At 58.5% G+C, this 21,570-nt stretch carries 32 protein-coding genes, 1 other RNA gene and 1 pseudogene; 6 read left to right on the top strand and 28 right to left on the bottom strand.

Annotated features, from left to right (window positions below; genetic code table 11):
• Position 1: 1 nt before the first annotated feature.
• From EB812_RS08015 to EB812_RS08145, 28 genes are all read right to left on the bottom strand, one after another.
• Positions 2-277, bottom strand: a complete 276-nt coding sequence (locus EB812_RS08015) for a hypothetical protein (protein ID WP_130958025.1) — start codon at positions 275-277, stop codon at positions 2-4.
• A gap of 228 nt (positions 278-505) precedes the next feature.
• Positions 506-1,363: a phage capsid protein gene (locus EB812_RS08020; RefSeq protein ID WP_130958026.1), complete on the bottom strand. Its 858-nt coding sequence runs from the start codon at positions 1,361-1,363 to the stop codon at positions 506-508.
• A 139-nt stretch (positions 1,364-1,502) separates the two neighbouring features.
• Positions 1,503-2,360, bottom strand: coding sequence for a hypothetical protein (locus EB812_RS08025; RefSeq protein ID WP_130958027.1), 858 nt, complete (start codon positions 2,358-2,360; stop codon positions 1,503-1,505).
• A gap of 62 nt (positions 2,361-2,422) precedes the next feature.
• On the bottom strand, positions 2,423-2,734 hold the full coding sequence (locus EB812_RS08030) for a hypothetical protein (protein WP_130958028.1): 312 nt from the start codon (positions 2,732-2,734) through the stop codon (positions 2,423-2,425).
• On the bottom strand, positions 2,731-4,434 hold the full coding sequence (locus EB812_RS08035) for a portal protein (protein WP_130958029.1): 1,704 nt from the start codon (positions 4,432-4,434) through the stop codon (positions 2,731-2,733). Before EB812_RS08035 ends, EB812_RS08030 begins: the two co-directional genes overlap by 4 nt.
• Position 4,435: 1 nt before the next feature.
• Complete coding sequence (locus EB812_RS08040) at positions 4,436-4,663, bottom strand: hypothetical protein (protein WP_130958030.1); 228 nt, start codon at positions 4,661-4,663, stop codon at positions 4,436-4,438.
• 48 nt (positions 4,664-4,711) lie between these two features.
• The gene (locus tag EB812_RS08045) at positions 4,712-5,995 is read right to left on the bottom strand and encodes a terminase large subunit domain-containing protein (RefSeq protein ID WP_130958031.1); all 1,284 of its coding nucleotides are present in this window, start codon (positions 5,993-5,995) and stop codon (positions 4,712-4,714) included.
• Positions 5,992-6,651, bottom strand: a complete 660-nt coding sequence (locus tag EB812_RS08050) for a hypothetical protein (protein WP_130958032.1) — start codon at positions 6,649-6,651, stop codon at positions 5,992-5,994. The genes EB812_RS08045 and EB812_RS08050 overlap by 4 nt, the downstream gene beginning before the upstream one ends.
• A gap of 4 nt (positions 6,652-6,655) precedes the next feature.
• Positions 6,656-6,898 (bottom strand): hypothetical protein, encoded by a 243-nt coding sequence (locus EB812_RS08055; RefSeq protein ID WP_130958033.1) that lies wholly within the window; start codon positions 6,896-6,898, stop codon positions 6,656-6,658.
• Entirely contained in the window at positions 6,891-7,307 is a 417-nt protein-coding gene (locus EB812_RS08060; protein WP_242621240.1) for a hypothetical protein, read from the bottom strand. Before EB812_RS08060 ends, EB812_RS08055 begins: the two co-directional genes overlap by 8 nt.
• Entirely contained in the window at positions 7,300-7,563 is a 264-nt protein-coding gene (locus EB812_RS08065) for a hypothetical protein (protein WP_130958034.1), read from the bottom strand. The genes EB812_RS08060 and EB812_RS08065 overlap by 8 nt, the downstream gene beginning before the upstream one ends.
• A 34-nt stretch (positions 7,564-7,597) precedes the next feature.
• Positions 7,598-7,978, bottom strand: coding sequence for a hypothetical protein (locus EB812_RS08070; RefSeq protein ID WP_130958035.1), 381 nt, complete (start codon positions 7,976-7,978; stop codon positions 7,598-7,600).
• Positions 7,978-8,199 carry a hypothetical protein gene (locus tag EB812_RS08075; protein ID WP_130958036.1) on the bottom strand — a complete coding sequence of 74 codons (222 nt, stop codon included), beginning with the start codon at positions 8,197-8,199 and terminating at the stop codon, positions 7,978-7,980. The genes EB812_RS08070 and EB812_RS08075 overlap by 1 nt, the downstream gene beginning before the upstream one ends.
• Positions 8,196-8,777, bottom strand: a complete 582-nt coding sequence (locus EB812_RS08080) for a glycoside hydrolase family 108 protein (RefSeq protein WP_130958037.1) — start codon at positions 8,775-8,777, stop codon at positions 8,196-8,198. Before EB812_RS08080 ends, EB812_RS08075 begins: the two co-directional genes overlap by 4 nt.
• A 104-nt stretch (positions 8,778-8,881) precedes the next feature.
• On the bottom strand, positions 8,882-9,241 hold the full coding sequence (locus EB812_RS08085) for a hypothetical protein (RefSeq protein WP_130958038.1): 360 nt from the start codon (positions 9,239-9,241) through the stop codon (positions 8,882-8,884).
• 4 nt (positions 9,242-9,245) lie between these two features.
• Entirely contained in the window at positions 9,246-9,716 is a 471-nt protein-coding gene (locus EB812_RS08090) for a phage protein GemA/Gp16 family protein (protein ID WP_242621241.1), read from the bottom strand.
• A gap of 307 nt (positions 9,717-10,023) precedes the next feature.
• Positions 10,024-10,088, bottom strand: an RNA gene (locus tag EB812_RS08095) — hammerhead ribozyme type II.
• A complete protein-coding gene (locus EB812_RS11675) occupies positions 10,088-10,255 on the bottom strand; it encodes a hypothetical protein (RefSeq protein WP_165450920.1) in 168 nt (55 codons plus the stop codon). Before EB812_RS11675 ends, EB812_RS08095 begins: the two co-directional genes overlap by 1 nt.
• A gap of 25 nt (positions 10,256-10,280) precedes the next feature.
• Positions 10,281-10,538 (bottom strand): HU family DNA-binding protein, encoded by a 258-nt coding sequence (locus EB812_RS08100; protein ID WP_130958039.1) that lies wholly within the window; start codon positions 10,536-10,538, stop codon positions 10,281-10,283.
• A 22-nt stretch (positions 10,539-10,560) separates the two neighbouring features.
• Positions 10,561-10,881: a hypothetical protein gene (locus EB812_RS08105; RefSeq protein WP_130958040.1), complete on the bottom strand. Its 321-nt coding sequence runs from the start codon at positions 10,879-10,881 to the stop codon at positions 10,561-10,563.
• Complete coding sequence (locus tag EB812_RS08110; protein ID WP_130958041.1) at positions 10,878-11,420, bottom strand: host-nuclease inhibitor Gam family protein; 543 nt, start codon at positions 11,418-11,420, stop codon at positions 10,878-10,880. The genes EB812_RS08105 and EB812_RS08110 overlap by 4 nt, the downstream gene beginning before the upstream one ends.
• Positions 11,420-11,638, bottom strand: coding sequence for a hypothetical protein (locus tag EB812_RS08115; RefSeq protein ID WP_130958042.1), 219 nt, complete (start codon positions 11,636-11,638; stop codon positions 11,420-11,422). The genes EB812_RS08110 and EB812_RS08115 overlap by 1 nt, the downstream gene beginning before the upstream one ends.
• A gap of 4 nt (positions 11,639-11,642) precedes the next feature.
• Complete coding sequence (locus tag EB812_RS08120) at positions 11,643-12,263, bottom strand: hypothetical protein (RefSeq protein WP_130958043.1); 621 nt, start codon at positions 12,261-12,263, stop codon at positions 11,643-11,645.
• Positions 12,260-12,973, bottom strand: coding sequence for an AAA family ATPase (locus tag EB812_RS08125; protein WP_130958044.1), 714 nt, complete (start codon positions 12,971-12,973; stop codon positions 12,260-12,262). The genes EB812_RS08120 and EB812_RS08125 overlap by 4 nt, the downstream gene beginning before the upstream one ends.
• Positions 12,970-15,168, bottom strand: a complete 2,199-nt coding sequence (locus EB812_RS08130; protein WP_165450921.1) for a DNA-binding domain-containing protein — start codon at positions 15,166-15,168, stop codon at positions 12,970-12,972. The genes EB812_RS08125 and EB812_RS08130 overlap by 4 nt, the downstream gene beginning before the upstream one ends.
• Positions 15,169-15,183: 15 nt before the next feature.
• Positions 15,184-15,438 carry a hypothetical protein gene (locus EB812_RS08135; protein WP_130958046.1) on the bottom strand — a complete coding sequence of 85 codons (255 nt, stop codon included), beginning with the start codon at positions 15,436-15,438 and terminating at the stop codon, positions 15,184-15,186.
• Entirely contained in the window at positions 15,435-15,881 is a 447-nt protein-coding gene (locus EB812_RS08140; protein ID WP_130958047.1) for a hypothetical protein, read from the bottom strand. Before EB812_RS08140 ends, EB812_RS08135 begins: the two co-directional genes overlap by 4 nt.
• A gap of 5 nt (positions 15,882-15,886) precedes the next feature.
• Entirely contained in the window at positions 15,887-16,117 is a 231-nt protein-coding gene (locus tag EB812_RS08145) for a hypothetical protein (RefSeq protein WP_130958048.1), read from the bottom strand.
• 241 nt (positions 16,118-16,358) lie between these two features.
• Here EB812_RS08145 and EB812_RS08150 point away from each other — a divergent pair, with 241 nt between their 5' ends.
• From EB812_RS08150 to EB812_RS08175, 6 genes and pseudogenes are all read left to right on the top strand, one after another.
• Entirely contained in the window at positions 16,359-17,042 is a 684-nt protein-coding gene (locus EB812_RS08150) for a LexA family transcriptional regulator (protein ID WP_130958049.1), read from the top strand.
• Positions 17,043-17,123: 81 nt separating this feature from the next.
• On the top strand, positions 17,124-17,543 hold the full coding sequence (locus tag EB812_RS08155; RefSeq protein WP_130958050.1) for a hypothetical protein: 420 nt from the start codon (positions 17,124-17,126) through the stop codon (positions 17,541-17,543).
• A 211-nt stretch (positions 17,544-17,754) separates the two neighbouring features.
• Positions 17,755-18,132, top strand: a pseudogene (locus EB812_RS08160) (integrase core domain-containing protein); the annotation flags it as partial.
• 187 nt (positions 18,133-18,319) lie between these two features.
• The gene (locus tag EB812_RS08165; protein ID WP_130958052.1) at positions 18,320-18,526 is read left to right on the top strand and encodes a ribbon-helix-helix domain-containing protein; all 207 of its coding nucleotides are present in this window, start codon (positions 18,320-18,322) and stop codon (positions 18,524-18,526) included.
• The gene (locus EB812_RS08170; protein ID WP_130958053.1) at positions 18,523-19,425 is read left to right on the top strand and encodes a DNA-methyltransferase; all 903 of its coding nucleotides are present in this window, start codon (positions 18,523-18,525) and stop codon (positions 19,423-19,425) included. Before EB812_RS08165 ends, EB812_RS08170 begins: the two co-directional genes overlap by 4 nt.
• Entirely contained in the window at positions 19,422-21,458 is a 2,037-nt protein-coding gene (locus EB812_RS08175) for an N-6 DNA methylase (RefSeq protein ID WP_130958054.1), read from the top strand. The genes EB812_RS08170 and EB812_RS08175 overlap by 4 nt, the downstream gene beginning before the upstream one ends.
• Positions 21,459-21,570: the final 112 nt, after the last annotated feature.

The following is a 21,570-nucleotide window of genomic DNA, read 5'->3' on the forward strand; positions in this document are numbered from 1 at the left end:
CCTAGTCCTTCACCACTATCAGCCGCACGTCTTCGCGCGCCGCCAGAATGACCACGTCGCCGCTGCGCATGCCGTAAGCCCGCCGCGCGTCGTCCCACCAGCCGGGACCGCAGGCGGGCGGCCAGTCGCCGTCGTGCGTGTACAGCCACAGCCCCCGCGCCGCCTGCCGCAGACAGTCACGGTTGAAGACCGCCGCGGCATCCGCCGTTTGGTCCGCAGCGGCAGCGGCAGCAACCGGAGAAGCGGGGATTTCAGTGTCGTTGTTCTTTTTGCTCATGTCTTGCTCCAGTTTTTAGGGCGCTTTCCGGCTGTTGCCAGTAAACTTGAGAATTGGAAGTAAAAAAACGCCCCCGTGTGAAAACAACATCTCACACGGGGGCGTAAAAAAGCCGGGGCGATTCGCATCGCCCCGGCCGGTTGTGTTGCACTAAACCTTTCGGAGTAATCTTCTTATGTGAAAACCGCGTTCCTAGTCAACCTCCCGGTCTCCGCCTCCGGGCGCTGCTTACGCTGCCTTCTTGTTGAGCGCGTTGATGCGCACCACGCCCAGGTCATCAATGCGCACGGCCCCTGCGCTGATCATGTTGTTGCAGAGATAGGCGACCTTTTCCGGCACATAGTTGATTTCGCTGACGACCCCCTGGCCGCCTTCGGCCAGGCCCAACGCTGTCTTGTGGAAGAGATAGCAGCCGGTATAGGCCGCCGCCGTGCCCGCGCCCGTAACCGGCAGGCCCGTGTGCATAAGCCAGATGATGTTCAGCCAGCGCTTGGCTTCGGTCCCGCGCAGCCAGACCGGCGCGTCCGTACCCACATAGTCGCTTTTGGCGAACTGGTCGATCAGCAACAGCTGGTTCCACTGTCGCGGCCCCACCACGGCATAACGCTGCCCGTCGTCGGGCACCTCCCCTTCGTTGAACAGGGCAAAGGCGTCCATGACAAGATCGAGGGTCATTATGCCGGTGCCGTCGCCCATCACCTGCCCGGCGGGCAGGGCCGCCCCGGCGGCTCCAATGATCAGCGAGTCCACCTTGCGCCCGATGGCCGCGGCCCCGCTCCAGGTCAGGGCCCGGCGCTCGTCATGCTTGATCTTGTATTCATCCAGCTTGTCCACATAGTCCGGCGCGTACCAGTCTTCCAGCGTGGCCGTGGCCTGGCTGTGGTCCACATCCATGGGCACCACGGCGGCGTGGCGGGTTTTCTGCGTGGCCTCGCCCTTGCCGATCTTCGTAAACTTGTCCGAACTGCCGACCACGCCGGGGCGCGTGCGCACCAGGTTGCGCAGTTTGCTGGCCCCCTGCTGGTAGGCCATAAAAACTTCCGCTTCGTACTGCGTGACGAAGGCGGCGGAAACGTCGTTAGGCATATTGCTTGCTCCAAGGTCTCGTCCGGCGTGGGAAAAATTCGCGTGGAATAGCCCCGTGCCGTCTGAAACGCTGTTTTATGCGTCATTTCATGGTTTAAAGATAAATACCGGTTACAACCCGATTCTGCGCGATTTTTGACTATTTCATGTGTACCCGTGCGGAGAGGGCTTCGGCCCGGCGCTGCGCCTCGGGATCATTGTTGCGGTACGCCTCGCTGCCCACAACGCGCAGCAGTTCCTCGCGGGCCGCCGCCCCCATGGGCAGGGCCGCGCCTGCCGCCTTGCCCCCGCGCACGCTGTCCTCGCCCAGGGCCTCTCCCAGGGCGTGCGCCAGGCGCAGCACCAGCGGGTTGCCGGACAGTCCGGCCGCGTCCAGCTCGTCGCCCAGGCCAGCGGCCCTCGCGCCGCGCCGCGCCGTTTCAAGCCCGGTCTGGGCATTCTCTCCCCACAGTTCCGCCATCACCTTTTCCGGCGCGGCCACGGCGTCGGCGGCGCTTTTTGCGCCGATATGCCGGGCCAGCAGCCCCCCGTAAAGTCCGAACAGCGTCTCGCTCTGCTTCTGGGTCAGGTCGCAACGCCGGGCGATGTCCGCAAACTGTTCCCGTTCCCCGCTGTCCGTCAGGTATTTGTTCACTGCGGCGGTCACGTCCGCGTCGGCGTCGTCGCCCGGGCCGTCGGGCGTCCATGTCTTCCCCGACCACGTTTCCGGCAGCTTGTAGCCGCTCTTGTCGTCGGGCCTGCCCAGGGCCTTCCAGGTCTTTTCCCAATCTTCGTCGCTGACCAGGCTTTCCGGTTTCGTGCCCCTGACCGCCGCCAGTTCCGCGTCCATCCCCTTGAGCCTGGACACATCCGCCCAGAAAGCGGACGGCTCTTCGTAGCCTTGAGACAGGGATTCCAGCCCCTCCGGCAAAAATCCGAAAGGGTTCTGCGTTCCGTCCGCGCTTCCCCCGGCGGCAGCGCCGCCCCCGTTGTTGTTCTGCATTCCGTCGTCCGCCATATCGGTTCCTCATTGTTGCGTCGGCCGCGAGGGGGCTTCCCTCAATCGGTCGGCATCGCTGTTCATTCAAAGTTTCCCGGAATCGTGCCGTATATGTCTTCGCCGCGCCGTTCAGGGCGGCGTTCTTCCTTCAGGGCCATGCGCAGCAGTTCGAGCAGCACGCTGCGGCGGCCCTCGCGCCAGGCCATGTCCTTGGCGCTAAATGGCCCATATTGTGGGCGCAGACAGTCCGAAAGCGTCCCCATGAGAGTTAATCCGTCTTCGCTGAAAACGATGCGCCTGACGGCGTTCTCGCGCGTTTTCGCATCGGGGCGCGGAGCCTCCCCGTGCAAGGCGTCGAACAGCCGCGCCCGCCAGTATGTCCTGTCGCTCATCTGCCTTTCTCCTGTTCCGTTGCGGCTGAAGCGAGGGCGGGCCCGGCCTGTTCGGCCATCCGCGCCAGCGCCGCCGTTTGCGCCTGTTGCGCGCGCTCCTGTCGGTTTTTTTGCACCTTGCGCTCGTCCAAAAGGTATTTGCGCGGGTAGCCGAACAGCTCGCGACTGTCGCGGGCCGCCGAATTGAAATCAAAGTTGTCCATGATCGTGGGGTCCGCCTGCGTGAACCCCGCCAGATACTGCAACGCCAGGCCGAACGCCTCCGCCGCGGACTGTCGCTGCGCCCGCGCCAGCGGCGAAACATAGCGCGCCCGCAGCTCACGCCCGGCCAGCCCAGGCGGCACGGCAAAGGCCCCGGCCCGCAGCAGCAGCATGAAGACCCTGTCCGTCAACGGCCCCAAAAATTCGCTTTCCAGCCGCCCCAGCACCGGTCCCAGCACAAGGTTCTGCTTGCGCTCGCGGGCCATCACCTCCGTGGCCGTCATCTGCGGGCCGCCCGCCATCTGTATGCGGTCGTTCAAAAATGCCCCGCGCACGGCCCCGCGCCGTTTTTCCAGCACGGCCTCGGCCACGTCCAGGCGAAAATCCACAGGCAGCTGCATAAGCCCGCGCCCTTGCTGCAGCGCGTCCGGGCGGACATAGGTTATGCCCCCGGCTCCTGAGCGTATGCGGCCCACCACGCTGTCGTCCGCCGCCAGCAGGGGCGGATCGGCCAGTTTCTCGGCCCCCACCAGCTGCGCCTGGGCCACGCGGTTCAGCACCCGCATGTCGGGCAAACACACATGCCCAGGGCCGCGCCCGTAGATTTCGCCGCTGCGCTTGCTCCAACGCGGGCACATGTACGGCAGTTCGTCAAAGCCCCCGCGCGAAAGGCAATGCCCGCCTTCCGTCTCGTAATACAGCGAGGCAAAAGGTTTTTCCGCCTTGCCGCCCCGGTTGCGGGCAACGTCGCTCCGCACGCTTTCCGGCAGCCGTGAAAGCGGGCACACCAAGTGCGAAACGCCCACGCGCGCACCGGGGGCCGTGCCGTTCTCCACCGCGTTCCGCACCTTTTCGGAAACAGCGTCCTTGCCGAATTCCTCAACCAGCGCGGCCGGGCTCATGTTCCAGCGCCGCAGCACCGAATCCACGCGGCCCCCCGCGTTTTCGTCCAGGGCGCACTGCGACGGGTTTATCGCCCGAAAACACGGCCGGTTCCCCCGGTCTTCAACCAGAAACACAGCCCAGCCAAAACATGCCAGGTCAAGGTAAAACTGGTTCACTTCCTGATGAAAGCCCCCCTCGTGCGAGGCAAGCGCCGCCGTTACCGCCGCTTGCGCCGATTCCATGAAGGCGGAAATTTCCGCGTCATCCCGGTCGGCATCGCCATCCAGCTCAAGGCTCAGCCACTCCGTGGCCGGGTTGGTCAGCATGCCGTGCAGGGCCGCGGCCAGGGTCAGCGCAGCGTCTTCCGGCGTGGAATCCCATATTTTCTGCCGTCCGTCGTCGCCGGGCGAAGGCCCCATGCCGCCGAACCCGGCGCGATCCGGCGCGGCGTAACGCGCAATTTCGTCAAGCTGCGCGTTCACGGCAGTGCGGCTGTCCCACAGGGCGTTGCACCAGGTCAGCAGGGGAGCGGGCAGCGGCCCGCGCCTTTCCTCTGCCGTCGGGCTGGCGTCGCCCAGCTGATCCGGCGGGATATCGTTTCGTCCGCCGCGCATCCTATTCCCCCAGCAGCTTCTTTTTCTTCAGGCCGCTTTCGTCGCCCTCGCTGCCGCCCAGAATGGTTCCGGCCATGCCCTTGTCCGCCAGCGCCGCGCGTTTTTGCCGCGCGGCCGTTTCCTTGGCCTTTCGTTCGGCTTCATAGTCCGGCACTTCGGGCATGGCCGGGGTTTCAACCTTGCCCCCGCCGCCGAACAGCGAACTTACCGCCTGTGCAACTCCGCCCATGTCTTTTACCTCCGTGAAAAGTCTCATTTTCGCTGCAAAAAAAATCGCTTATCCGCGCGAAAGAACTCCCGTCCTTTCCTGGCGCGGCTCCTGCCGCTCCGGCATCATGCCCACCACCGCATAGCGAAAGGCGTCGGCCGCGTGGCTGGTCCAGTCGTGCACGGGCCTGCCGAACACATCCAGCCGTGCATTGAAGCTTTTGCGGTACTGGCGCAGGGCCTTGATTCCCGGCGCGCAACGTCCGGCATCGAACACGCAGCGCGGCAATTGCCGACGCACCGCGTCCACGCCGTCAATGACGGGCAGGTTCCGGCAAACGGCAAAGCGTATTCCCATGTCCCGCGCGGTCTCGTACCGGCTCTTGCCCGTGCCCAGCTCACGCACCATGATATCGTGCGGGCCGATATGCCGCCCGTAGGCGTAGCCCTTTTCCCGCAGCATCCGCGCGTAATGTTCCAACCCCTCGCCCGAGGCCTCGTAAAAATCCACAATCCGCCATGTGCCGGAGGGTTCCACCTGAAAAAACCAGATGGCCGTGGCGTCGTCCATGCCCAGATCCCAGGCCGTGTTGACGGGCAACTGCGCCGCGATCGGAACGGAGGTCACGCGGCCCAGCTGTTCCAGGGCGTCGATTTCCCGCGCCCAGTAGGCCCCGCGCACGGCGGCGGCAAAGGAACACTCGAATTCCTGCAGGTATTCCGCATCGCCCATGGAGGCACGCGCCTTTTCCAGCTCTTCCGGCGGCACATAGCCGGTTTTCGACGCCGGGTACACAAACAGCGCGCACTGTTCCGGTTCGGCCTGCGAAAGCTCCAGCGCCTCTTCGTACACGTCGTACAACAGGTTGTTCATGCCCTGCGGCGTGCCGGTGAACGCATAGCGCCCCTGCCTGTCCGCCAGCATGGGCCGGATGTTCAGCGTCCACACGCTGCGGCTGATGTTGGCCGCCTCGTCCAGCACCACATCATCGAGGTACTGGCCGCGCAGGGCGTCGGCGTTGTCCGCTCCATACAGCCGGATGCGCGCCCCGTTGCTGAAGTCCGCGCGCAGCTCCGTTTCGTTGAAGCGCACGCCCGGCAACACCCCGGCGTAGTATTTCAAAAAGTCCCAGGCCACGTCCTTGGCCTGCTTGAGAAACGGGGCCAGGTAGCCGCCGCGCCAGGCGCGGAGCGTGTTGCCGCGCAGCACCGCCGACCGTATGAGGTCGTTGACCATGCACACCGTTTTACCGAAACGCCGGTGCGTCAGCAGCACGGTCATGCGTTTGCGCCCGTCGTGCACGGCCTGCTGCAGGGGGCGGGGATGGTACGGGATGATTATGCGTCCGTTCATTGCCCGTCGCTCCAGGCCACCGTCACCGCGCCGTTGTCGGCGTTTTCTCCGCCGCGCAGTTCCGTCAGCAGGCGGCGCGATTCGTTCAGGTCTTTCATCAGCCGCAGAATGTTTTCGGGCGGGCAGGACAGCAGATCCGAAAGCCGCCGGTTGATCACGTCTTCCAGCAGCGCCGCGCGCTCTTCATCGTTGCGAGGCAGGTCTTGGGGCTTCACTGCCGGGGAGGTCACACCAGCGTTCTGCCGCGCGCCGGAAAGCCGCAGTTCGGCCAGCGCCCGGCGCTCCTTCCATTCCCGTTCCTTTTCCGCTTTGCGCAGGCGGCGATCCTTCTCGCGTTCCGCTCGCCGCAGCTCGTTTTCTTCCTGCAGCAGCGCCAGGCGTTCCAGCGCGGCGACGGCATAGGCATCCTGCGATTCGCCGGTTTCCAGCAGTTTTTTGAGCACCTGCGACCGCGCCAGCACACGGTCCACCCGCAGCGCGCTTTCTGTCTCGGCAATGCGCTCGCGCTTGCCGCGCCAGTCCATGCGGTCGGCCCAGCGCTTGAGGGTCGAGGCGGCCACGCCGGTTTTTTTCGCGACGGCGTCAAAACTCAACCGGTCAATGCAGTACAGATCCTGCGCTTCCCAGACCGTGCCCGGTTCGTGCTCGCGGCCCATGGCGTCAGCCTTCCAGATCCCGCGTCAATATATCCACCTTGCGGGCCAGGCCCTTCAATTCCGCAAGCCGCTCGTTCAGGGTGATCGCCAGCGTGACCACATGGTCACCGGCCAGTTCCCAGGCGTCCGCCGTCAGCGGCAGGGCCGCCCGCAGGCTGTCCCGCAGGGCGCATATCTCGGTTTCCACACATTTCAGGCGCACGCGGTAGTCCTCGCGCTCGCCGATTTTTGCATGACGTTCACTCATGACGCCGCCGCTCCGTTTCTATGATGGTGATCAGTCGCTCCAGGGCGCGGGTATTGTTGGTGACCAATGCCTGCAGGCTGTCCGTCATCCGTTCGTAGTTCTTCACAAGATCCACGTTCCGCTCGTAGAACCCCTTGACTTCAAGGTGCTTTGCCCCGATGTCGCGCAGCATCCCCTGCGTGTCCTTGCGGTAGGCTTCCAGCGCCGCTTCGGATGCGGCATTGGCGCGTTCCTGCGCAAGCTCCGTCGCCAGCGCCTGCCGGTGCGTCAGCAGCAGCACGGTGATCAGCACGCAGGCTGGCCCGGCCAGGGCCAGGGCTATCAGGCCGGGAAGCCCCAGCCCCGCCAGCACGGATGCGATGGTCTGCACGGCGCGCACCAGGGCGTCCAGTTCTTCGGGATTAATCATCCGGGTTTTTCTCCAGCTGTTTTTCGTAGCAGTCCAGGGCCGCTTGCAGCCCCTTGATGTAGCGCCGCATCAGTTCGTCGCGGTATTTGAGTACGGTGTAGCCCTTGCCGCTTTCCAGAAACACGCCCTTGAGGGGCGGCAGCCGCGGCACGGCCGGGAGCGGGCATTTCTCCACATGCAGGATGATGGGCGCCGGGGTCCGCTCCTGAGAGGGGGACGGAGCGGACCCGGCGCAGCCGCCGACCAGAAGGAACATGACCAGCCCCACGCCGCCAATGGCGGCGGTATTGCTACAGGGGGCGGTCCAGGTCGGCGGCAAGCGCGTCGCGCGTTTTCGCGTCGGGAACATCTGTTTTCTCGCTTTCGGTCATGGGGCAGGCTTGCGCCCCGTTAAGTATCTGCGCCCATTTTTCGGCCATGGCCGTGCCTTCGGCCTCGCGGGCAAGGCAGGCGTCCGCTTCCAGGCGCAGCCCGGCGTTGCCCGCCTGCGCTTGTTCCGCGGCTTTTTTCCACGCGCGGGCATCGCCCGTGGCCACATCGCGCTGCAGCTCCGCCACGCCCAGTCGTGAGGTAAGGGCGGCGTTTTCCGAACGCATGTCTCTGATTTTAAGTGCCACCCCCCCCACAAAAAGGGCTATGGCCACCATGGCGATAAGCGCGCCCTTGTTCATCAGTCCCGCCTCCCGTATTCGAAAAAGCCCTGAAGCGCCTTGCCGCCCAGGGCGGCCATGAGCACTTCGGCTTCGTGCTGACCCAGGGGAACGTAGCTGCCGGAGCGCACATTGCCCGCCACCCATACGCCCACCACGGCCACCACAACCACGGCTACCGCCAGCCGCATGCAGGACAGCGCCCCCACATCGTCGCGCAAAAACTCCCCCGGCCCGCTCACGACAACACCCCAACAAACCGCCGCAAAGCCGTGCAGCGGTTCAGCCAGCCCTTCAGGAACGGCTGGAAGCTCGGCTTGCTGTAAACCAGATTTCGGTAAAACCGTTCGCGTTCCATGATCAGGCCCAGCGCCAGGGGCTTGCCCACGCCCAGCCGCAACGCTTCCCGCGTGGCCGAGCCAAACACGCCGTCTACCCGCAACGGCGCGGGGCCGGGCAGGCACTCGGCGTTGAAGGCCCGCTGCGCAATGCGCGCCGTCTGGGCCGGGCCGGTATTCACCATGCAGTCGTACACGACGTCGGCCATGATCTGCGGCAGTTCGCCCAGGCGATACACGTCCCAGAACTTCCGGCGGAACAAGTCCGCCGCCGTTTCCGGGGTCAGGGCGCGCACGTCGTCGGCGTCGATGTCGCCGTCGTGGTCGATGTCGCCGCATACGATCCCAAGGTCTTTCAGCCAGCGCAGGCTGACGCCGTAGTTGGTCAGGCCGCCCGGGTCGGCGGGGTGGTTGGTAAGGCCGCCTTCCCATTGGGCGGTGAACGCATGGGCCGTGGCGAAGTCGGCAAGAATGTTGGACATGACAAAGCCTCCGTACAGCTGTGATGCCATACGAAGGCCGGGCGCGCGGGGGCGGTGCGTGACGCCCCCGCGGATGGGGGGGCGTATTCTGTGTATACCGTTTTTCAGAACAGTTTCAACTGCCGCGTTTTTTGCGGCCGCATGGAGGCCTTGACCACCTGCACATAGCGCCGCGTCACTCCAAGGGTCATGGCGATCTTGCACAGGCTTTCGCCCTGCTGCAGCAGGGCTATGATGTTTTTCTTTTTCACCTGCACGGGGGCGTCGCGCGGCAGGTCAATCTTCATGCCGCCATATTCCCCGCACAGCGCCGCCAGCGCGTGCATGCCCAACAGTTTTTCCAGTTCATGCCCCGTGTAGGGGCGCTCCGGAACATACACGCGCGCGCCGCCATACTTGTCCAGCAGGGCCCGGGCGGAAAAGTCGCCCAGAACCTGGTTTAATTCAGCCGCCGATACATACATGGCGCTACTCCAGACCAGCCGCTTTTACGCGCTTTTGCAGGTCGACGATCAGCCGGGATATCTGCGCCCCGTCGGCCATCCACACAAAGCGCGCGCAGCCGAATGCCCGCTTGCAGCGGGTGTCCAGGCTGTTCATGGAATACCCAAGTTTGCGCCACAGGGCGGCGATCATGCGTTTTTCCGCCGCAAAGGGGCTGTTGGTCGGCACTTCAACCCAGTCTTCGCGGCTCAACGACTTGACGCCGGGATTGCGGCTTTTCTTCCCGGCGGTGAAGCGCGCGCCGTCCCGGGCCAGATCCTGCACCAGCGTGGCCAGCTGATGCATATTCAGATCCTTGCGGCTGTCCACGCCGAACGAGCTGCGCAGCCGCTCGCGCCACACGCCGTCATCGTCAAGACCGGGCAGCTGCTTGCGGGCTATCTCTATCTTGCGGTACAGCCCAAGACGCATGGGAGAGGTTTTCGATGTTTTCATGGTTCGCTCCTCGGTTTGTTGCACCATGACGACCGCCCCATGCGGGGCAGATATTGTCTATGCCCTTCTTCACATGCTCTCATGCTCAAGCAGCCTGCCCCCAGCATTCCAGCGCATGCGCAAATCCAACCTTTCAGCTTCATAAGCACGGCATACGGGCCAGGAGTAGGAGTCCATGCCGCCCAGGGCGTGCTGGCCAAGGCAAAACATGACAAAACGTCGTGCCATTGGGAGTTCAAGGAAGCGCAGGGCCGTCCCGCGCATAACCATACCCGCCATAGTCTTACTGTATTCCATCGTCTTCTCCCGTTGGCTGCTCGTCAGGCCGGAGCCGCCACGCCCCGGCGACCGCCCCGCAGGGCGGTTTCGCATTAATCTTCAGAGTCCGGGGCGACGTTGGTCTCGCCCGTGAGCCACATGTGCATGTCCGTGATCCCTTGTTCGTAAGTCATTCCCGCGAACTTTGTGCCGTTATCTATGCCCTCGGCAGCCCAGTTCAGCACGCGATCTATTTCCTGCTGTGTGCGTACAATCGGCATGGGTTCCCCCTAGTTGAGCGATTCCTTAAAAATCCTTGCTCAGGCTCACGCCCAGCGCCTGCCGGGCCGGGATGTCCACCGGCTCACCGGTGCGGGGGTTGCGCCCCGTGCGGGCGGCGCGTGCCTTTATCACCAGTTTGCCCACGCCGGGCAGGGGCACGGAACCGCCGCCCAGAAGTTCCGCGGCCACGATGTCGCCCAGCCGCTCCAGGCATTCCCCGGCGTCTCCCACCGGCAGTTGCGTGGCTTCCGCATACAGTTTCACAAGTTCGGCCTTGGTCATGATGTCGCTCCGTAATGTTAGATTAATGAACTGTTGCGCCTTGTTCTGCGTGTTCGTGCGCTTTACTGCAGGCGGCGTCCTTTGCCGTCTGTTCCCTGAGTTCTTTGACGTGTTTCAGCATTCTTTGGCAGGCAAATTCTATTTCTTCCCTGGAGATTCTTCCGTAGGCCTGATTACTGGAGTGCAACATACTGTCTGCGTCCTTGACTGTAACTGTCAGAATAAAGCCGTGGTTGGAGTCATCCCCCAGCATTTCATGCAGTTTGTTCAAGGCGCGTTTTTGCGCTTCCGCTACAGAGGGCCCTTGCACCACGGTAAGGTCAGAACTCTTTTCGTCTTTCATGACGCCCGCTCCAATGCTGCCGCGCCACTGCTGCCGCCGTCCGGCACGGAGTCCTTCTTGATTTCGATAAAGAACGCGTCCGCAGTGCGACGCCGCAGCCCCACAAGTTCCAGCCGTTCGTCCGGCCATCCCAGAGCCGCTTCCTTGTTGATTTCCTCCTTCGTTCTGATGCCGTCTGTCAGATTGTACTGACGCAGGCGCTCCAGCGTCATTTCCGGGGTTACGCCGTTGATCTGCACCACCTTTGTGCTGCAGCGGAAGCCAATCATGCCAAAGCCCATGTCCAGGCTTTTGGCGGTTCGGAACAGTTCCGCCCTGTTCAGCTTGGCATACACCGCCACGGCGTCGGCCAGTTCCTTGCGCCGGGCCGCCAGGGGGGCGCAGGCCTGGGCGGCCAAAGCCTTGGCGTTGTCAATGGCTTCCTGCATGTCCGCTTCCGCCGCGGCGATTTTGCGATCCAGCGCGGCCATTTCCGCCAGCGCGCCCTCGGCCTGGGCGCGGTCGACAACAATGTGCGGATTCGGTTTGAGGCGGGCCACTACAGGCTCCTCCCCATCTGGACGCAGTCCGCCGCGTCACGGCTGAAGGCTTCCACGCTCAACGGCGAGGGCAGCGACGTTTCCAGCTGTTGCGCCAGATCGGCCAAAGCCGCGAGGTTCCGGCGGCAGATGCGCAGTTTCTCCGCGTCGTCAGCGCTTACGCGGGGCAGCATCTCGCCCAGGGCGGTGTGAATGGACATGGCTTTTTCGTGCATCATGGTCTTATTCCTCCATTTTTGTATTTGCGGTGCTGTCTTCATCCTCAAACCGCGTCCACAGCACGCCCAGGTGGGCGCGTATGCGCTCCCGCACGGCGGGCTGGTCCGGGTTTTGCGTCAGCATGCAGGTGATCAGCCCAGCCGCCGCGGCCTTTTCCTGCTCATAGGGGTCCGGCAGGTCGCGCGGCGGCCAGGGCGTTTCCCGCTGCTCCCTGGCCTGCGAGGTGGTGCGGTACAGCAGCGTGTTGCCCTTGCGCCCGCAGCGGACCACAAAGCCCTCTTCTTCCAGCCAGGGCACATACCTGTCCGCCATGCTTCGGTCCGTTCTGGCCAGCCGGGCAACGTCGGCACGGCTCCAGCTCGGCGGCTGCGTGCGGATGATCCGCCACAGGCGGCGGTATGTTTCACCCTGGCGGCGCGGCGCTGCCCCGATCCAGCGAAATTCGCCCCGGCCTGTCTTCTCCACCTCCGCCTGCTTGATCAGTTGCTCCAGGCGGCCGCGCAACACCTGCTTCTGGCTTTCGTTCGTCAGGCCGAATATGCCCGCCAGTTGCGGCACCGTGACCGGCGCTGCGCCAAAGGCCTTCAGCGCGGTGCGCAGTTGCGCCATGCTTTCGCTGCTCATGCCAGCCCCCACTTGCCCTTTTTGTGCTGTTGCAGGGTCGCCCGCGCCATATCGCCGCTGACCTCCCCGCTGCCCACGGCCCGCGCCGCCGATTCCAGCGACAGCACGGCATTGTGTACCCGGCGGAAATTGCCCTTGGTCTGGGCATGCACCAAGGCGCAGGCTTCGGTTGACAGGCGCAGGTCCGCCGCTTCCATGGCGTACAGGGCCACGTCCGGCAGCGTAATTTTCTGAAAGGAAATGCGGAATTCATCGGGGATGCGGTCAATGATGCGGCTGCGCGCTTCAAGGCGCGAGGGCAGGCCCTGCTCGCCCAGCAAAATGACCGGGCAGCCCGTGAGGTCGTAGATGTCGCGCAAGTCTTCAATACGCCGCACGTCCAGGCGGTCGGCTTCATCCACAAAAATGGGTTCCCTCGAATTTTCCAGAGCGTGGACGAGTTCCATCTTGCAGCGGTGCGCGCCGTAGGGGCGGCAGGCCTTGACCTCAAAGCACAGATCCTGCAAAAACCCGTGCTGCGTCACGCCTTCCAGGGCGCGCAGGTAGTAGCCCGCTTCCGCGTACAGCGCGCGGGCGGCCTCGGTTTTGCCGCACCCGGCTTCGCCCCACACGGCAACCATGCCGGGGCGTCCCCGCTCCACGTCGCGAGCGTTGGCAACAACCTTCCTCAATTGTTGCACATTGCTTGTTTCTATGAATACCGTTTTCATCCCGCTTGCTCCTTTGAAGGGGTGTCATACAGGCGCAGCAATTGTTCGTAGCGGCGTCCCGTGGTGGTCTGGTATTCCCTGCCTGCCTCATAGCTGGCCATGAAGGCGGCATCCGCCGCATTCAGGTCCATCCCGTCCTCATGACGCAGGCGGAAAAGGACATCGTATTTCTCAAGTTCACTGGAAAAATAGGCGGGCAGCGTGTAAACGGGGGCGGCTGACGCCTTGCGCCGTTCAAGCGCCGCCTGCACGGCTCCGTCGATGGCGCGGCGCTCCGCCTCGCTGACCTGGGGGGTGGACGCAGGCCCGATCCGATCGCGGCCGTTGGCATGGCCCGTGCCCTGAACCACTACCGGCTGGCGGCGTTGGGCCACTCCCCGCATGTAGGGCAGTTCCAGCAGGGTTTCGCCCGCCGCCCCCGAGATGCGTTCGGCCAGATCACGGGTCTGCTTGCGCAGCCTGGCGGCCTTTTTGTTGGCCTCGGAAATCCGCCGCATGTCCGCGTCGTCGCCCAGCACGACGGCCAGGGGATTGACCGTTGCCACCGGGCGCGCCGTGCCCAGAAACCGCTGGCCGTCGTAAAGGTAGATTTCCCGCATGTCCGCATAGCTGTAGTAGGCCGTCAGCGGTTTGTTGACGCCGTAGAGCGCGTCAGACTCGTATTCCAGCCCCAGCATGCGCACCCGGCAGCGCGATGGCGTGACCTCGCGCCGGTACAGGAACTGCCGTGCCAGGTCGGTCTTTTCCTCTTCGCTGAAGCCCGGCCCGCGCCCGGCGTCAAAGACATCCCAGGGGGTGGAGCCGGGGCGTGTCGGGTGCGGCTGCTGGGCCTTCCACCGGGCGTATTCCATGACCAGGCGCTGCACATCGGCCACCGTGGGCACATAGCCGCTTTGCTGCCGGGCCAGCCATGTTTCGTTGCGCCGCAGATGCGCGGGCTTGTCGGCGATGTCTCGCCCGACGTACGAATCCATGAGCACGGCGGCCTGCCGGTCAAAATCGCCCCACCAGCGTTCAATCACCTTGGTGCGCGCCTGATAGGGCGCGGAGTGCTGCACATGGATGCCCAGGCGCAGGTACAGGCCGTCAAACTCTTCCACGTCCGCGTCTTTGTTCTCGAAAAACTTGTTTTTGAAGGCCTGCCCGTTGTCGATGTACACGGCGCGCGGCCGCTTCCCGAGCTTGAGAATCGCCCGGTGCAGAGAAGAGGCGATGGCCTGCGTGTTTTCGCTGACCATGATTTCGAAGGAAAGAAACATGCCGCTGGCCCAGTCCAGCCAGCCCACCAGCGTCATGCGGCAGGGCTTGCCCGTATCCGGATTGATGACCGTGAAATTCATCTTGTGGCCGTCCGCCACCAGCACGTCGCCCGGCTCCAGAATGCGGCTGTCGCGCGTCATGTAGGGCAGCGCGTTGTCCGTGGTCGCTTTGTTCCCTTCGCGCATCCAGACGACCACGTCGTGGTGCAGGCTGTCGTAGCGCTTGAAAAACCGCATGACGGAACTGTAAGAGGGGGCGGGCAGCCCCTGCTTTTCAAGGGCCGCGCCCGTGGCCATCCAGGCCAGATGCACGCTGGGCTTGCGGTCGTGCAGATAGGCCTTGAGAAACAGCGTTTCCGCCGCTTCGCCCAGTTGGCCCGCGCCCTTGGCCCCGCCCCGCGTCCATGCGCCGCGCCTGTCGGCCAGCGCGGCAAAGCCGTCCCCGTCGCGCACGGATTTTTCCCAGCGGTAGAGGGTCTTTTCGGACACAACGGGTACGGCTTCGTGTACCCATGCGGGCAGCAGCAGGCCCGCGTTGTAGGCAACCACAACGGCCTTTGAGGCTTCGCGGGCCGAACCGCCTTCGGCCTTTGCGCGCTCCATGCACGCGCGCCACTCAAGCACGATGCGATGCCGCGCGCGGGCCATGTCCAGTTTTTTGTCCGGCACGGCGGCAAGGGCCGCCGGTCTGGCGGCCGGGTTGGCGGCAGGCAGGGGCGCTTCCGCGCACGCAAGCGCCGCCTGCGTGGCCAGCGCCGCGCGGATGGCCTGCACCGTCTCGGCGGGCATGGACGACACAATCCACAGCTTGCCACCGCCGCGTCCCGCGCGGGGCAGAGATTGCCAGCTTTCGCGTTTGGCGCGGATCTGTATTGCTCGATCCGTAACTGCCAGCAGCGCAGCGATTGCTTGAGTGGAGTATGTTTCGGTAGCCATCAGCATCTTCTCGATTTATTGAGCGAGCCGTCGGGGGTCGCAAAGCTGGTTTTCCGAAACTCCGTGCTGACGAAACCAGTCAAGCACTTTGGGACTATGGATTTCACCGTTCACCGTGCGGGCAACCGCAACCCCAGAAACTCCCAGCATGCGGCCAAGGGCCGCCATGGACGGCACCGCGTTCGCGTCCATCACTTCCCGCAAACGCCAGCGGTACTTGTATCGTTTAGCGCCCAACTCAAGGCGCTGTTGTGCCGTTGCTCGGCTCATAGTTCTTCCTCCAGTTCTTTCATCAGACGCCGGGCTTTTTGAGCTTCCGCGTTTTTCTTCTTTGCGGTTACGGAGTGGCGGCCTATCTCCGCGTACAGGCGGTCTTCCGTGGTCATGATGTCCAGACCGACAGCGCGCAACATGGCGCGCAGATGGGCCGGGTTGTTGGTGGCCTTGTAGTAGGCCAGCAGCATCAGCACGGAGGGCGGACGGGAATCGTCCGAAGGGGATAAAATCTTGTGCAGCATCTCTTCGCTGATGCCGTGGGCGTTTCCACCCGTCAGTTTGATGCCGCTGGCCCGCGCTATCGCGTTCAACTTGTCCGGCAGTGCCTTGCGTCCCTCCCCCTCGGGCGCGCCAGCAATACCGCGCATTGCCGCCTTGATGGCGGGCAATGCTCCGGCAAGTTGGGCAATATCGTCTATGAGGGAAAGTTGGCGCATGGGCGTTACCCAATAGCTTTGGAGAGGTTGGACACGGATTCTTCAAGGGCAATCCTGCTATCCACTAAGCAGTTCAGCTTTTCTTCCAGCTCTTCCCCCTTGGCCGCCCCCCGTACCAGAGGGGACATATTCTCAAGAGCCGCATACGATTCGCTGATGCAGACCTTCATCAAATTGAGGGATTCCAAGAGCTGCACTTGGCACTTGGCAAGACCTTTTCTGCACGATGTCTTCATCCCTTCCTCCGCTCGTCCAAAATTTGGTTTGGCCTGGACGTTGACCCTTAACGCGGCGGGCTGTTAGTTTCGTTTTGCGTGTAGAAATTAACCGCCCGCAAGAAGAAAATAGGCTAAAATCAGAAGACAATCAAGCTAAAATGCAATTTCGATCTTTAAAAAATATGATTTTAGCATAACTATTTAAACTTCTTGTCAATTCAAGCGAACTTAATTTCGGAGTTTCGCTTCGGAGTTTGACATGGAAAATGCGAAATCGTTTGACGCGCGTTTTGCGCGCATACTAGAGGCAGCTAAAGCCGCAAATGATTCGGATTTAGCAAGGATTCTCGGCATCCATCCATCTTCGGTCGGGGCCGCAAAAAAGCGGCAACAAATACCCACAGGATGGATAGAAAAGGTAGCTGAAGATTTTGGTGTCAGTGCAGACTGGCTTTTTTTTGGCGGTAAGCATGGAAACAGCATAACGCCAAAATGCAAAATTATAACGCCAGAATGCGACGTTGAACTGAGACTAGTTCCGATGGCGGAGGCTCGTTTATCGGCGGGCAATGGCAGCTTAGAAGTAAGTGGTAACCACGAACGGAGCTATGCCTTTCGTCTGGATTTCTTGCTGCGTAAGGGGAACCCGGATGCCATGGTGTTAATGCGCGTTGCGGGCGATAGCATGCAGCCAGAGATACTAGATGGCGATGTGGTGCTACTGGACCAAAGCAAGCTGGATATTATCCCTGGCCGGATTTTTGCTGTCGGTTTCGATGATTCTATTTACCTCAAGCGGATAGACAAACAGCCGGGTAAGGTGATTTTAAAGAGCGTTAACGAGGCTGCATATCCCCCTATTGAACTTGATATGCGCGGTGACATGGCGGAATTTTTCCGCGTAATAGGCAAGGTTGTCTGGAGCGGGCGCGAGTATCGCTGACGTTCACTCTTCTGAAGTAAATCAGTTGTCGTTATATACTTTCTCTTTGCAGCGGATAAACAAAAAGGAGGTATCACTTCAATGGGATTTTTACGCAACATGCTTAACAATTTTTCAATAAACAGATACAGAAAGGAATTGCTGCAATTTATTGAAAATTTAAAAGTGATGAACTCTGATGAAATAGCGTTTCTCGTGTATTCATGTTGGAAAACTCAAGGCTTTTTCCTTTTGCGTGGAATAGACCTTCTAAGTCCATTTGAAATAGAAGCGGAAAAACCTGCATACTGCACAGAATTTGCCGACATAATAAGAATGCTGCAAAAGGAGCGTAAATTTGTAGCGGCTGGCGCTTGTATGCCATTCCTTCATACGTTGCGAGCTGCGCATTTTATAGAGCTACGCGGCTTATGCCGTGAAATGTGGGCAGAATTGGCGCGCGGAATGGACAATCCTACTGTTAGTAATTTTCCTGACGGTTTTACCCCACAACCTATTTAGTTGAGTAAAAAAAGTTCTCACCTTTGCTGAAAAAAAAGGGCCCAAACGGCCCCAAAATTCTCAACTACAAAAATCGACGCTTCCAGCTTTTTTTCAAAGCCTTGACACCCCGCTTTCCCGCACCAGTCCTGTATCCGTAGCGCTTTCGTAGCGCTTCCGTCTTGCTCGATGCGCCTTTTCCGCCGTTCTCATCTTCTCTGCCTCCCCATAGTTGGAAAGATTACGCCTTCAAGGGAGAAAGCCACAGCGGATAAAAGTTGATAATGGCCCGGAATTTAGTGGTAAGGCACTGGATGCCTGGGCATTTGAGCATGGCGTGGAGATAGAGTTTACTCGTCCGGGGAAACCCACGGATAACGGGCATATTGAAAGCTTCAACGGGAAATTCCGTGATGAATGCTTGAATCAGTATGTGTTTTCATCCGTACATGATGCCCGTCAAACAGTTGAAGCCTGGAGACAGGACTATAACCAGCGGCGGCCACACAGCTCCTTGGGCTGGCTGACGCCAGAAGAATTTTGCCGACAGAACAGAACCCATAACCCAACAGGAACCACTAACTTACAAGTGGGATACGCAATGGGGTAAGGTCAAAACCATTTCCACTGTGCAAATGAAACACGCCCTACAAATATGGCTGTTCAATCTCTGATAAGGGCGTTGCCGTAGGGAAGACATGTTTCGTTGGGGGAGGAAGAAGACTCTGTCGGGAAGGCAGGGTTGAAATTTGCAGCAAAGCGATGCACTGTGATGCAAATTAGCGCGGAGGCTTAGGATGGCAACAAAATTTAGAATTACAATAAATCTTGACATTGATGAATATGAAGCCTTGCAACGAATATCTGAAAACACAGAACGTTCTTTAGCATGGTTAGGACGTCGAGCAATTTGCGATTATATCAATTTGCAATATGGGGACAATTCTTGCCAGCCAACAAAATCTAATCATACATTGCTTGCAGGAAGGCAAATCAAATCATGAAATACCTCGGCGGACAAATTTTTGAAGAAGACTGCATGACAGCGATGTCTCGTTTAGATGATGCCTCTGTTGATATGATCCTTTGTGATTTGCCATATGGAACAACGCAGAATAAATGGGACAGTGTAATACAGCTTGATGAACTGTGGAAGCAATACAAAAGAATAATAAAGCCAAAAGGTGTTATTGCTTTAACATCACAGGGGATATTTACGGCACGTTTAATTATTAGCAATGAATCCTGGTTTCGATATAAATTTGTTTGGGTAAAAAGCAAGTCCACAAACTTCTTGAATGCTCGAAAGCAACCTCTCCGACAGCATGAAGATATTTGTATTTTTTATGGTAGCCAGCCGAACTATCGACCAGTGATGTCTAAGGGCGAGCCTTATGACAAAGGGACGCGCAAAGCACAGTACACTGGGAGTTACGGCGATTTTAAGCCTGTACATGTTAAGAGTGATGGAGAACGTTATCCGACTGACACTCTTTACTGTAAAACCGCTGAGAGTGAATCAGGCGGTAGAGTTTGGCATCCAACTCAAAAACCTGTTGCTTTAGGTCGATACCTCATCCGCATGTTTACAGGCGAAGGCGATGTTGTACTAGATAATGCCTTTGGAAGTGGAAGCTTCTTGGTGGCTGCTGCTCTAGAAGGACGCAAATTTATTGGAATTGAAAAGAATGAAGAGGTACACCTTTTTAAGGAAGAGCGAATTGATTATATACAGGTTGCAAAAAATAGATTACTTGAAGTAAAAAATTTATTTAAAGCAAGGCAACCACTTCCTCCTCTATTTTCAGCACTTCAACCTGCTGCCCGTGCGGGACAACCGAACAGGCGAGGCATGGTGGACGTGGATGCTGTAATCCTTGATAGCGAAAGGCGGGCTGTATGAACAGAGGAGTTGGATATAACGAGCGTTCATGGGCAATCGATCTAATTGGTTGCCTTAAAAAGCTGTCTGCACAAGTAAATAGGGCAATCAAAGATGCCGGAGGAGAGCAAACGATTAGGCTCGAAGGTGGTAGCTTATTTCCAGATGTGCTCCTTTTTGGTGACAGAGCTTCAGCCAGGATTTTGCAAGGCTGGGAGCTCAAGATGCCTGACACAAGCATTGGCGATATTGAGTTCCGACAAAATGCAGAAACAAAAGCAAAAGCTCTTGGCTTAGATAGCTTTCTCCTTTGGAATGTGACACATGCCCATCTATATATCCGCGATGCCGCATCAAGCGAATTTGTTATTCATAAGCAGTGGAATGAGTTGGATGACATTGCTACGCGAGAAGGTGTTTTACAAAATCGGCATAGATGGGAATTTCTAGCAGAGAAAATTTTTAGTTATTTGAATGACATTTTTGATCGCGGTGAACTTGAAGGACGCCAATTTATTGATGCATATCGAAGTGGCGGCGTAACATCTCTGATATTATCAAATACGGCTCTTGTTGCTGAAGAATTGGAAGTTTCTGCTCGTCAAGATAGAATATTTCGAGCAGAAGTTATTCTTTGGTGGGACAGGTATAACTCTGAGTATCTTGTCAAAAAGCAATCAAAATGGGCCATTTTGGCCAGAGCAGTAATTTCAAATTGGATAGGGAAAATTTTATTTGCGCACATTCTTCGAGAAAGAGATGTAAGGGCGCGAAGGATTGCAGAACTTACAGAGGATATTTCGCCATGGGAAGCCTTAACCATTCTTCATAATATATCAGAAGAATGTAATTTTTGGACAATTTTTTCTGATAGTATCGGACTTAAATTTATCCCCGAACGTGTATGGGGGGAATTGAAACAATTTAATCACCTGCTTTCAGACCTTCGTCTTGGCTCAATTGATCAGGCTCAACTTTCACGGGTGCTAGAAGCTAATGCGGAAGTTGCCGTAAGAAAAATTAGAGGCCAATATCCAACTCCGCCTACACTCGCAGCTCTTCTGATCAATCTTTGTGTGCATGATATTGTTAATGATAGGATTTTAGATCCATGCTGCGGAAGTGGAACTATTGCACGCGCAGCCATTGAACAAAAAATTTCAAATAACGTTAGCCCTGATGTTACTGCAGCATCTGTTTTTGCTGGCGATTTTGATCCTCAGGCCGTTCAAATTTCAACTTTTTCGCTCGCAAATCCAAAGTTAATGCACATTCCTCTACGCATCTTTAATAAAAATGCTTTTAGCTTAAATGAAAATACTGTATTAGAATTAAGGAACCCAACTAATGGAAGAAAATTTGAAGAAAAATTAGGAAAATTTCAGGCTATTGCTAGTAATTTACCTTTTGTTTCTCAGAATGGTCGTAAAACTTATAGTAAAGATATTGAGATTGTTACGGCCATGCTTGGTAAAGATGGAGAACGGTTTACTCAGCGCGCCGATGTAGCTGCATATCTACCTTTTTCATTATATCCTTTATTGGCAGATAGCGGACGCCTTGGGATTATTATTACGAATGCATGGCTTGGTACAGATTGGGGAGATGACTTTTTTAATTTGCTTCGAAGATACTACAATTTAACTACGGTTATTACTTCTGGTGCTCATCGCTGGTTTAATAATAGTGATGTTGTCACTAATATCATTATTTTGGATAAAATTGAAAAAGGGAAAAATGCTGCTAATGCCGTAAAATTTGTAGTCCTGACACAGCCCTTGGATGAACTTACCAAAAAAGAAGATATAGAGTGCTTATCCGCACAAATAGAGTTGGGATCAGCACATAATGATGCCATGACAATTCGTTCAGTTGATATGAATAAACTTGCTCAATTTAGAACCCTTGGGCTAGGAGGGAATGCGCAGTTTGTTGACTGTGATTGGATTTTGGCAATGCCCCTAAAGCCACTGAAAGAAATCTTTAAGGTGAGACGTGGAGAACGGCGAGGGTTAAATGGTAATCCTCCCATTTTTAGGAGCACTTACAAGTAGAGCCTAAGACACCTGTGCGAGCTTCATGGCGGGAGTTATGCCGCCAATGCCCATGTTGGGGCGCTCGTTATTATAACTCCAGAGCCATTTGGTGGAAAAATCCTGTATTTCT

The sequence above is a fragment of the Desulfovibrio legallii genome (genome assembly GCF_004309735.1).
In the GTDB taxonomy this organism is placed as follows: Bacteria; Desulfobacterota; Desulfovibrionia; order Desulfovibrionales; family Desulfovibrionaceae; genus Desulfovibrio; species Desulfovibrio legallii.

What these genes read in the sequence shown, in the direction of transcription:
- EB812_RS08030 (WP_130958028.1), bottom strand. Translation starts at nt 2,734, where the DNA reads ATGAGCGACAGGACATACTGGCGGGCGCGGCTGTTCGACGCCTTGCAC.
- EB812_RS08135 (WP_130958046.1), bottom strand. Translation starts at nt 15,438, where the DNA reads ATGAGCCGAGCAACGGCACAACAGCGCCTTGAGTTGGGCGCTAAACGA.
- EB812_RS08025 (WP_130958027.1), bottom strand. Translation starts at nt 2,360, where the DNA reads ATGGCGGACGACGGAATGCAGAACAACAACGGGGGCGGCGCTGCCGCC.
- EB812_RS08125 (WP_130958044.1), bottom strand. Translation starts at nt 12,973, where the DNA reads ATGAAAACGGTATTCATAGAAACAAGCAATGTGCAACAATTGAGGAAG.
- EB812_RS08050 (WP_130958032.1), bottom strand. Translation starts at nt 6,651, where the DNA reads ATGGGCCGCGAGCACGAACCGGGCACGGTCTGGGAAGCGCAGGATCTG.
- EB812_RS08045 (WP_130958031.1), bottom strand. Translation starts at nt 5,995, where the DNA reads ATGAACGGACGCATAATCATCCCGTACCATCCCCGCCCCCTGCAGCAG.
- EB812_RS08060 (WP_242621240.1), bottom strand. Translation starts at nt 7,307, where the DNA reads ATGATTAATCCCGAAGAACTGGACGCCCTGGTGCGCGCCGTGCAGACC.
- EB812_RS08155 (WP_130958050.1), top strand. Translation starts at nt 17,124, where the DNA reads ATGGGATTTTTACGCAACATGCTTAACAATTTTTCAATAAACAGATAC.
- EB812_RS08015 (WP_130958025.1), bottom strand. Translation starts at nt 277, where the DNA reads ATGAGCAAAAAGAACAACGACACTGAAATCCCCGCTTCTCCGGTTGCT.
- EB812_RS08150 (WP_130958049.1), top strand. Translation starts at nt 16,359, where the DNA reads ATGGAAAATGCGAAATCGTTTGACGCGCGTTTTGCGCGCATACTAGAG.
- EB812_RS08090 (WP_242621241.1), bottom strand. Translation starts at nt 9,716, where the DNA reads ATGAAAACATCGAAAACCTCTCCCATGCGTCTTGGGCTGTACCGCAAG.
- EB812_RS08065 (WP_130958034.1), bottom strand. Translation starts at nt 7,563, where the DNA reads ATGTTCCTTCTGGTCGGCGGCTGCGCCGGGTCCGCTCCGTCCCCCTCT.
- EB812_RS08070 (WP_130958035.1), bottom strand. Translation starts at nt 7,978, where the DNA reads ATGAACAAGGGCGCGCTTATCGCCATGGTGGCCATAGCCCTTTTTGTG.
- EB812_RS08035 (WP_130958029.1), bottom strand. Translation starts at nt 4,434, where the DNA reads ATGCGCGGCGGACGAAACGATATCCCGCCGGATCAGCTGGGCGACGCC.
- EB812_RS08165 (WP_130958052.1), top strand. Translation starts at nt 18,320, where the DNA reads ATGGCAACAAAATTTAGAATTACAATAAATCTTGACATTGATGAATAT.
- EB812_RS08175 (WP_130958054.1), top strand. Translation starts at nt 19,422, where the DNA reads ATGAACAGAGGAGTTGGATATAACGAGCGTTCATGGGCAATCGATCTA.
- EB812_RS08020 (WP_130958026.1), bottom strand. Translation starts at nt 1,363, where the DNA reads ATGCCTAACGACGTTTCCGCCGCCTTCGTCACGCAGTACGAAGCGGAA.
- EB812_RS08040 (WP_130958030.1), bottom strand. Translation starts at nt 4,663, where the DNA reads ATGGGCGGAGTTGCACAGGCGGTAAGTTCGCTGTTCGGCGGCGGGGGC.
- EB812_RS11675 (WP_165450920.1), bottom strand. Translation starts at nt 10,255, where the DNA reads ATGCCGATTGTACGCACACAGCAGGAAATAGATCGCGTGCTGAACTGG.
- EB812_RS08120 (WP_130958043.1), bottom strand. Translation starts at nt 12,263, where the DNA reads ATGAGCAGCGAAAGCATGGCGCAACTGCGCACCGCGCTGAAGGCCTTT.
- EB812_RS08100 (WP_130958039.1), bottom strand. Translation starts at nt 10,538, where the DNA reads ATGACCAAGGCCGAACTTGTGAAACTGTATGCGGAAGCCACGCAACTG.
- EB812_RS08130 (WP_165450921.1), bottom strand. Translation starts at nt 15,168, where the DNA reads ATGGCTACCGAAACATACTCCACTCAAGCAATCGCTGCGCTGCTGGCA.
- EB812_RS08115 (WP_130958042.1), bottom strand. Translation starts at nt 11,638, where the DNA reads ATGATGCACGAAAAAGCCATGTCCATTCACACCGCCCTGGGCGAGATG.
- EB812_RS08080 (WP_130958037.1), bottom strand. Translation starts at nt 8,777, where the DNA reads ATGTCCAACATTCTTGCCGACTTCGCCACGGCCCATGCGTTCACCGCC.
- EB812_RS08055 (WP_130958033.1), bottom strand. Translation starts at nt 6,898, where the DNA reads ATGAGTGAACGTCATGCAAAAATCGGCGAGCGCGAGGACTACCGCGTG.
- EB812_RS08140 (WP_130958047.1), bottom strand. Translation starts at nt 15,881, where the DNA reads ATGCGCCAACTTTCCCTCATAGACGATATTGCCCAACTTGCCGGAGCA.
- EB812_RS08105 (WP_130958040.1), bottom strand. Translation starts at nt 10,881, where the DNA reads ATGAAAGACGAAAAGAGTTCTGACCTTACCGTGGTGCAAGGGCCCTCT.
- EB812_RS08145 (WP_130958048.1), bottom strand. Translation starts at nt 16,117, where the DNA reads ATGAAGACATCGTGCAGAAAAGGTCTTGCCAAGTGCCAAGTGCAGCTC.
- EB812_RS08085 (WP_130958038.1), bottom strand. Translation starts at nt 9,241, where the DNA reads ATGTATGTATCGGCGGCTGAATTAAACCAGGTTCTGGGCGACTTTTCC.
- EB812_RS08170 (WP_130958053.1), top strand. Translation starts at nt 18,523, where the DNA reads ATGAAATACCTCGGCGGACAAATTTTTGAAGAAGACTGCATGACAGCG.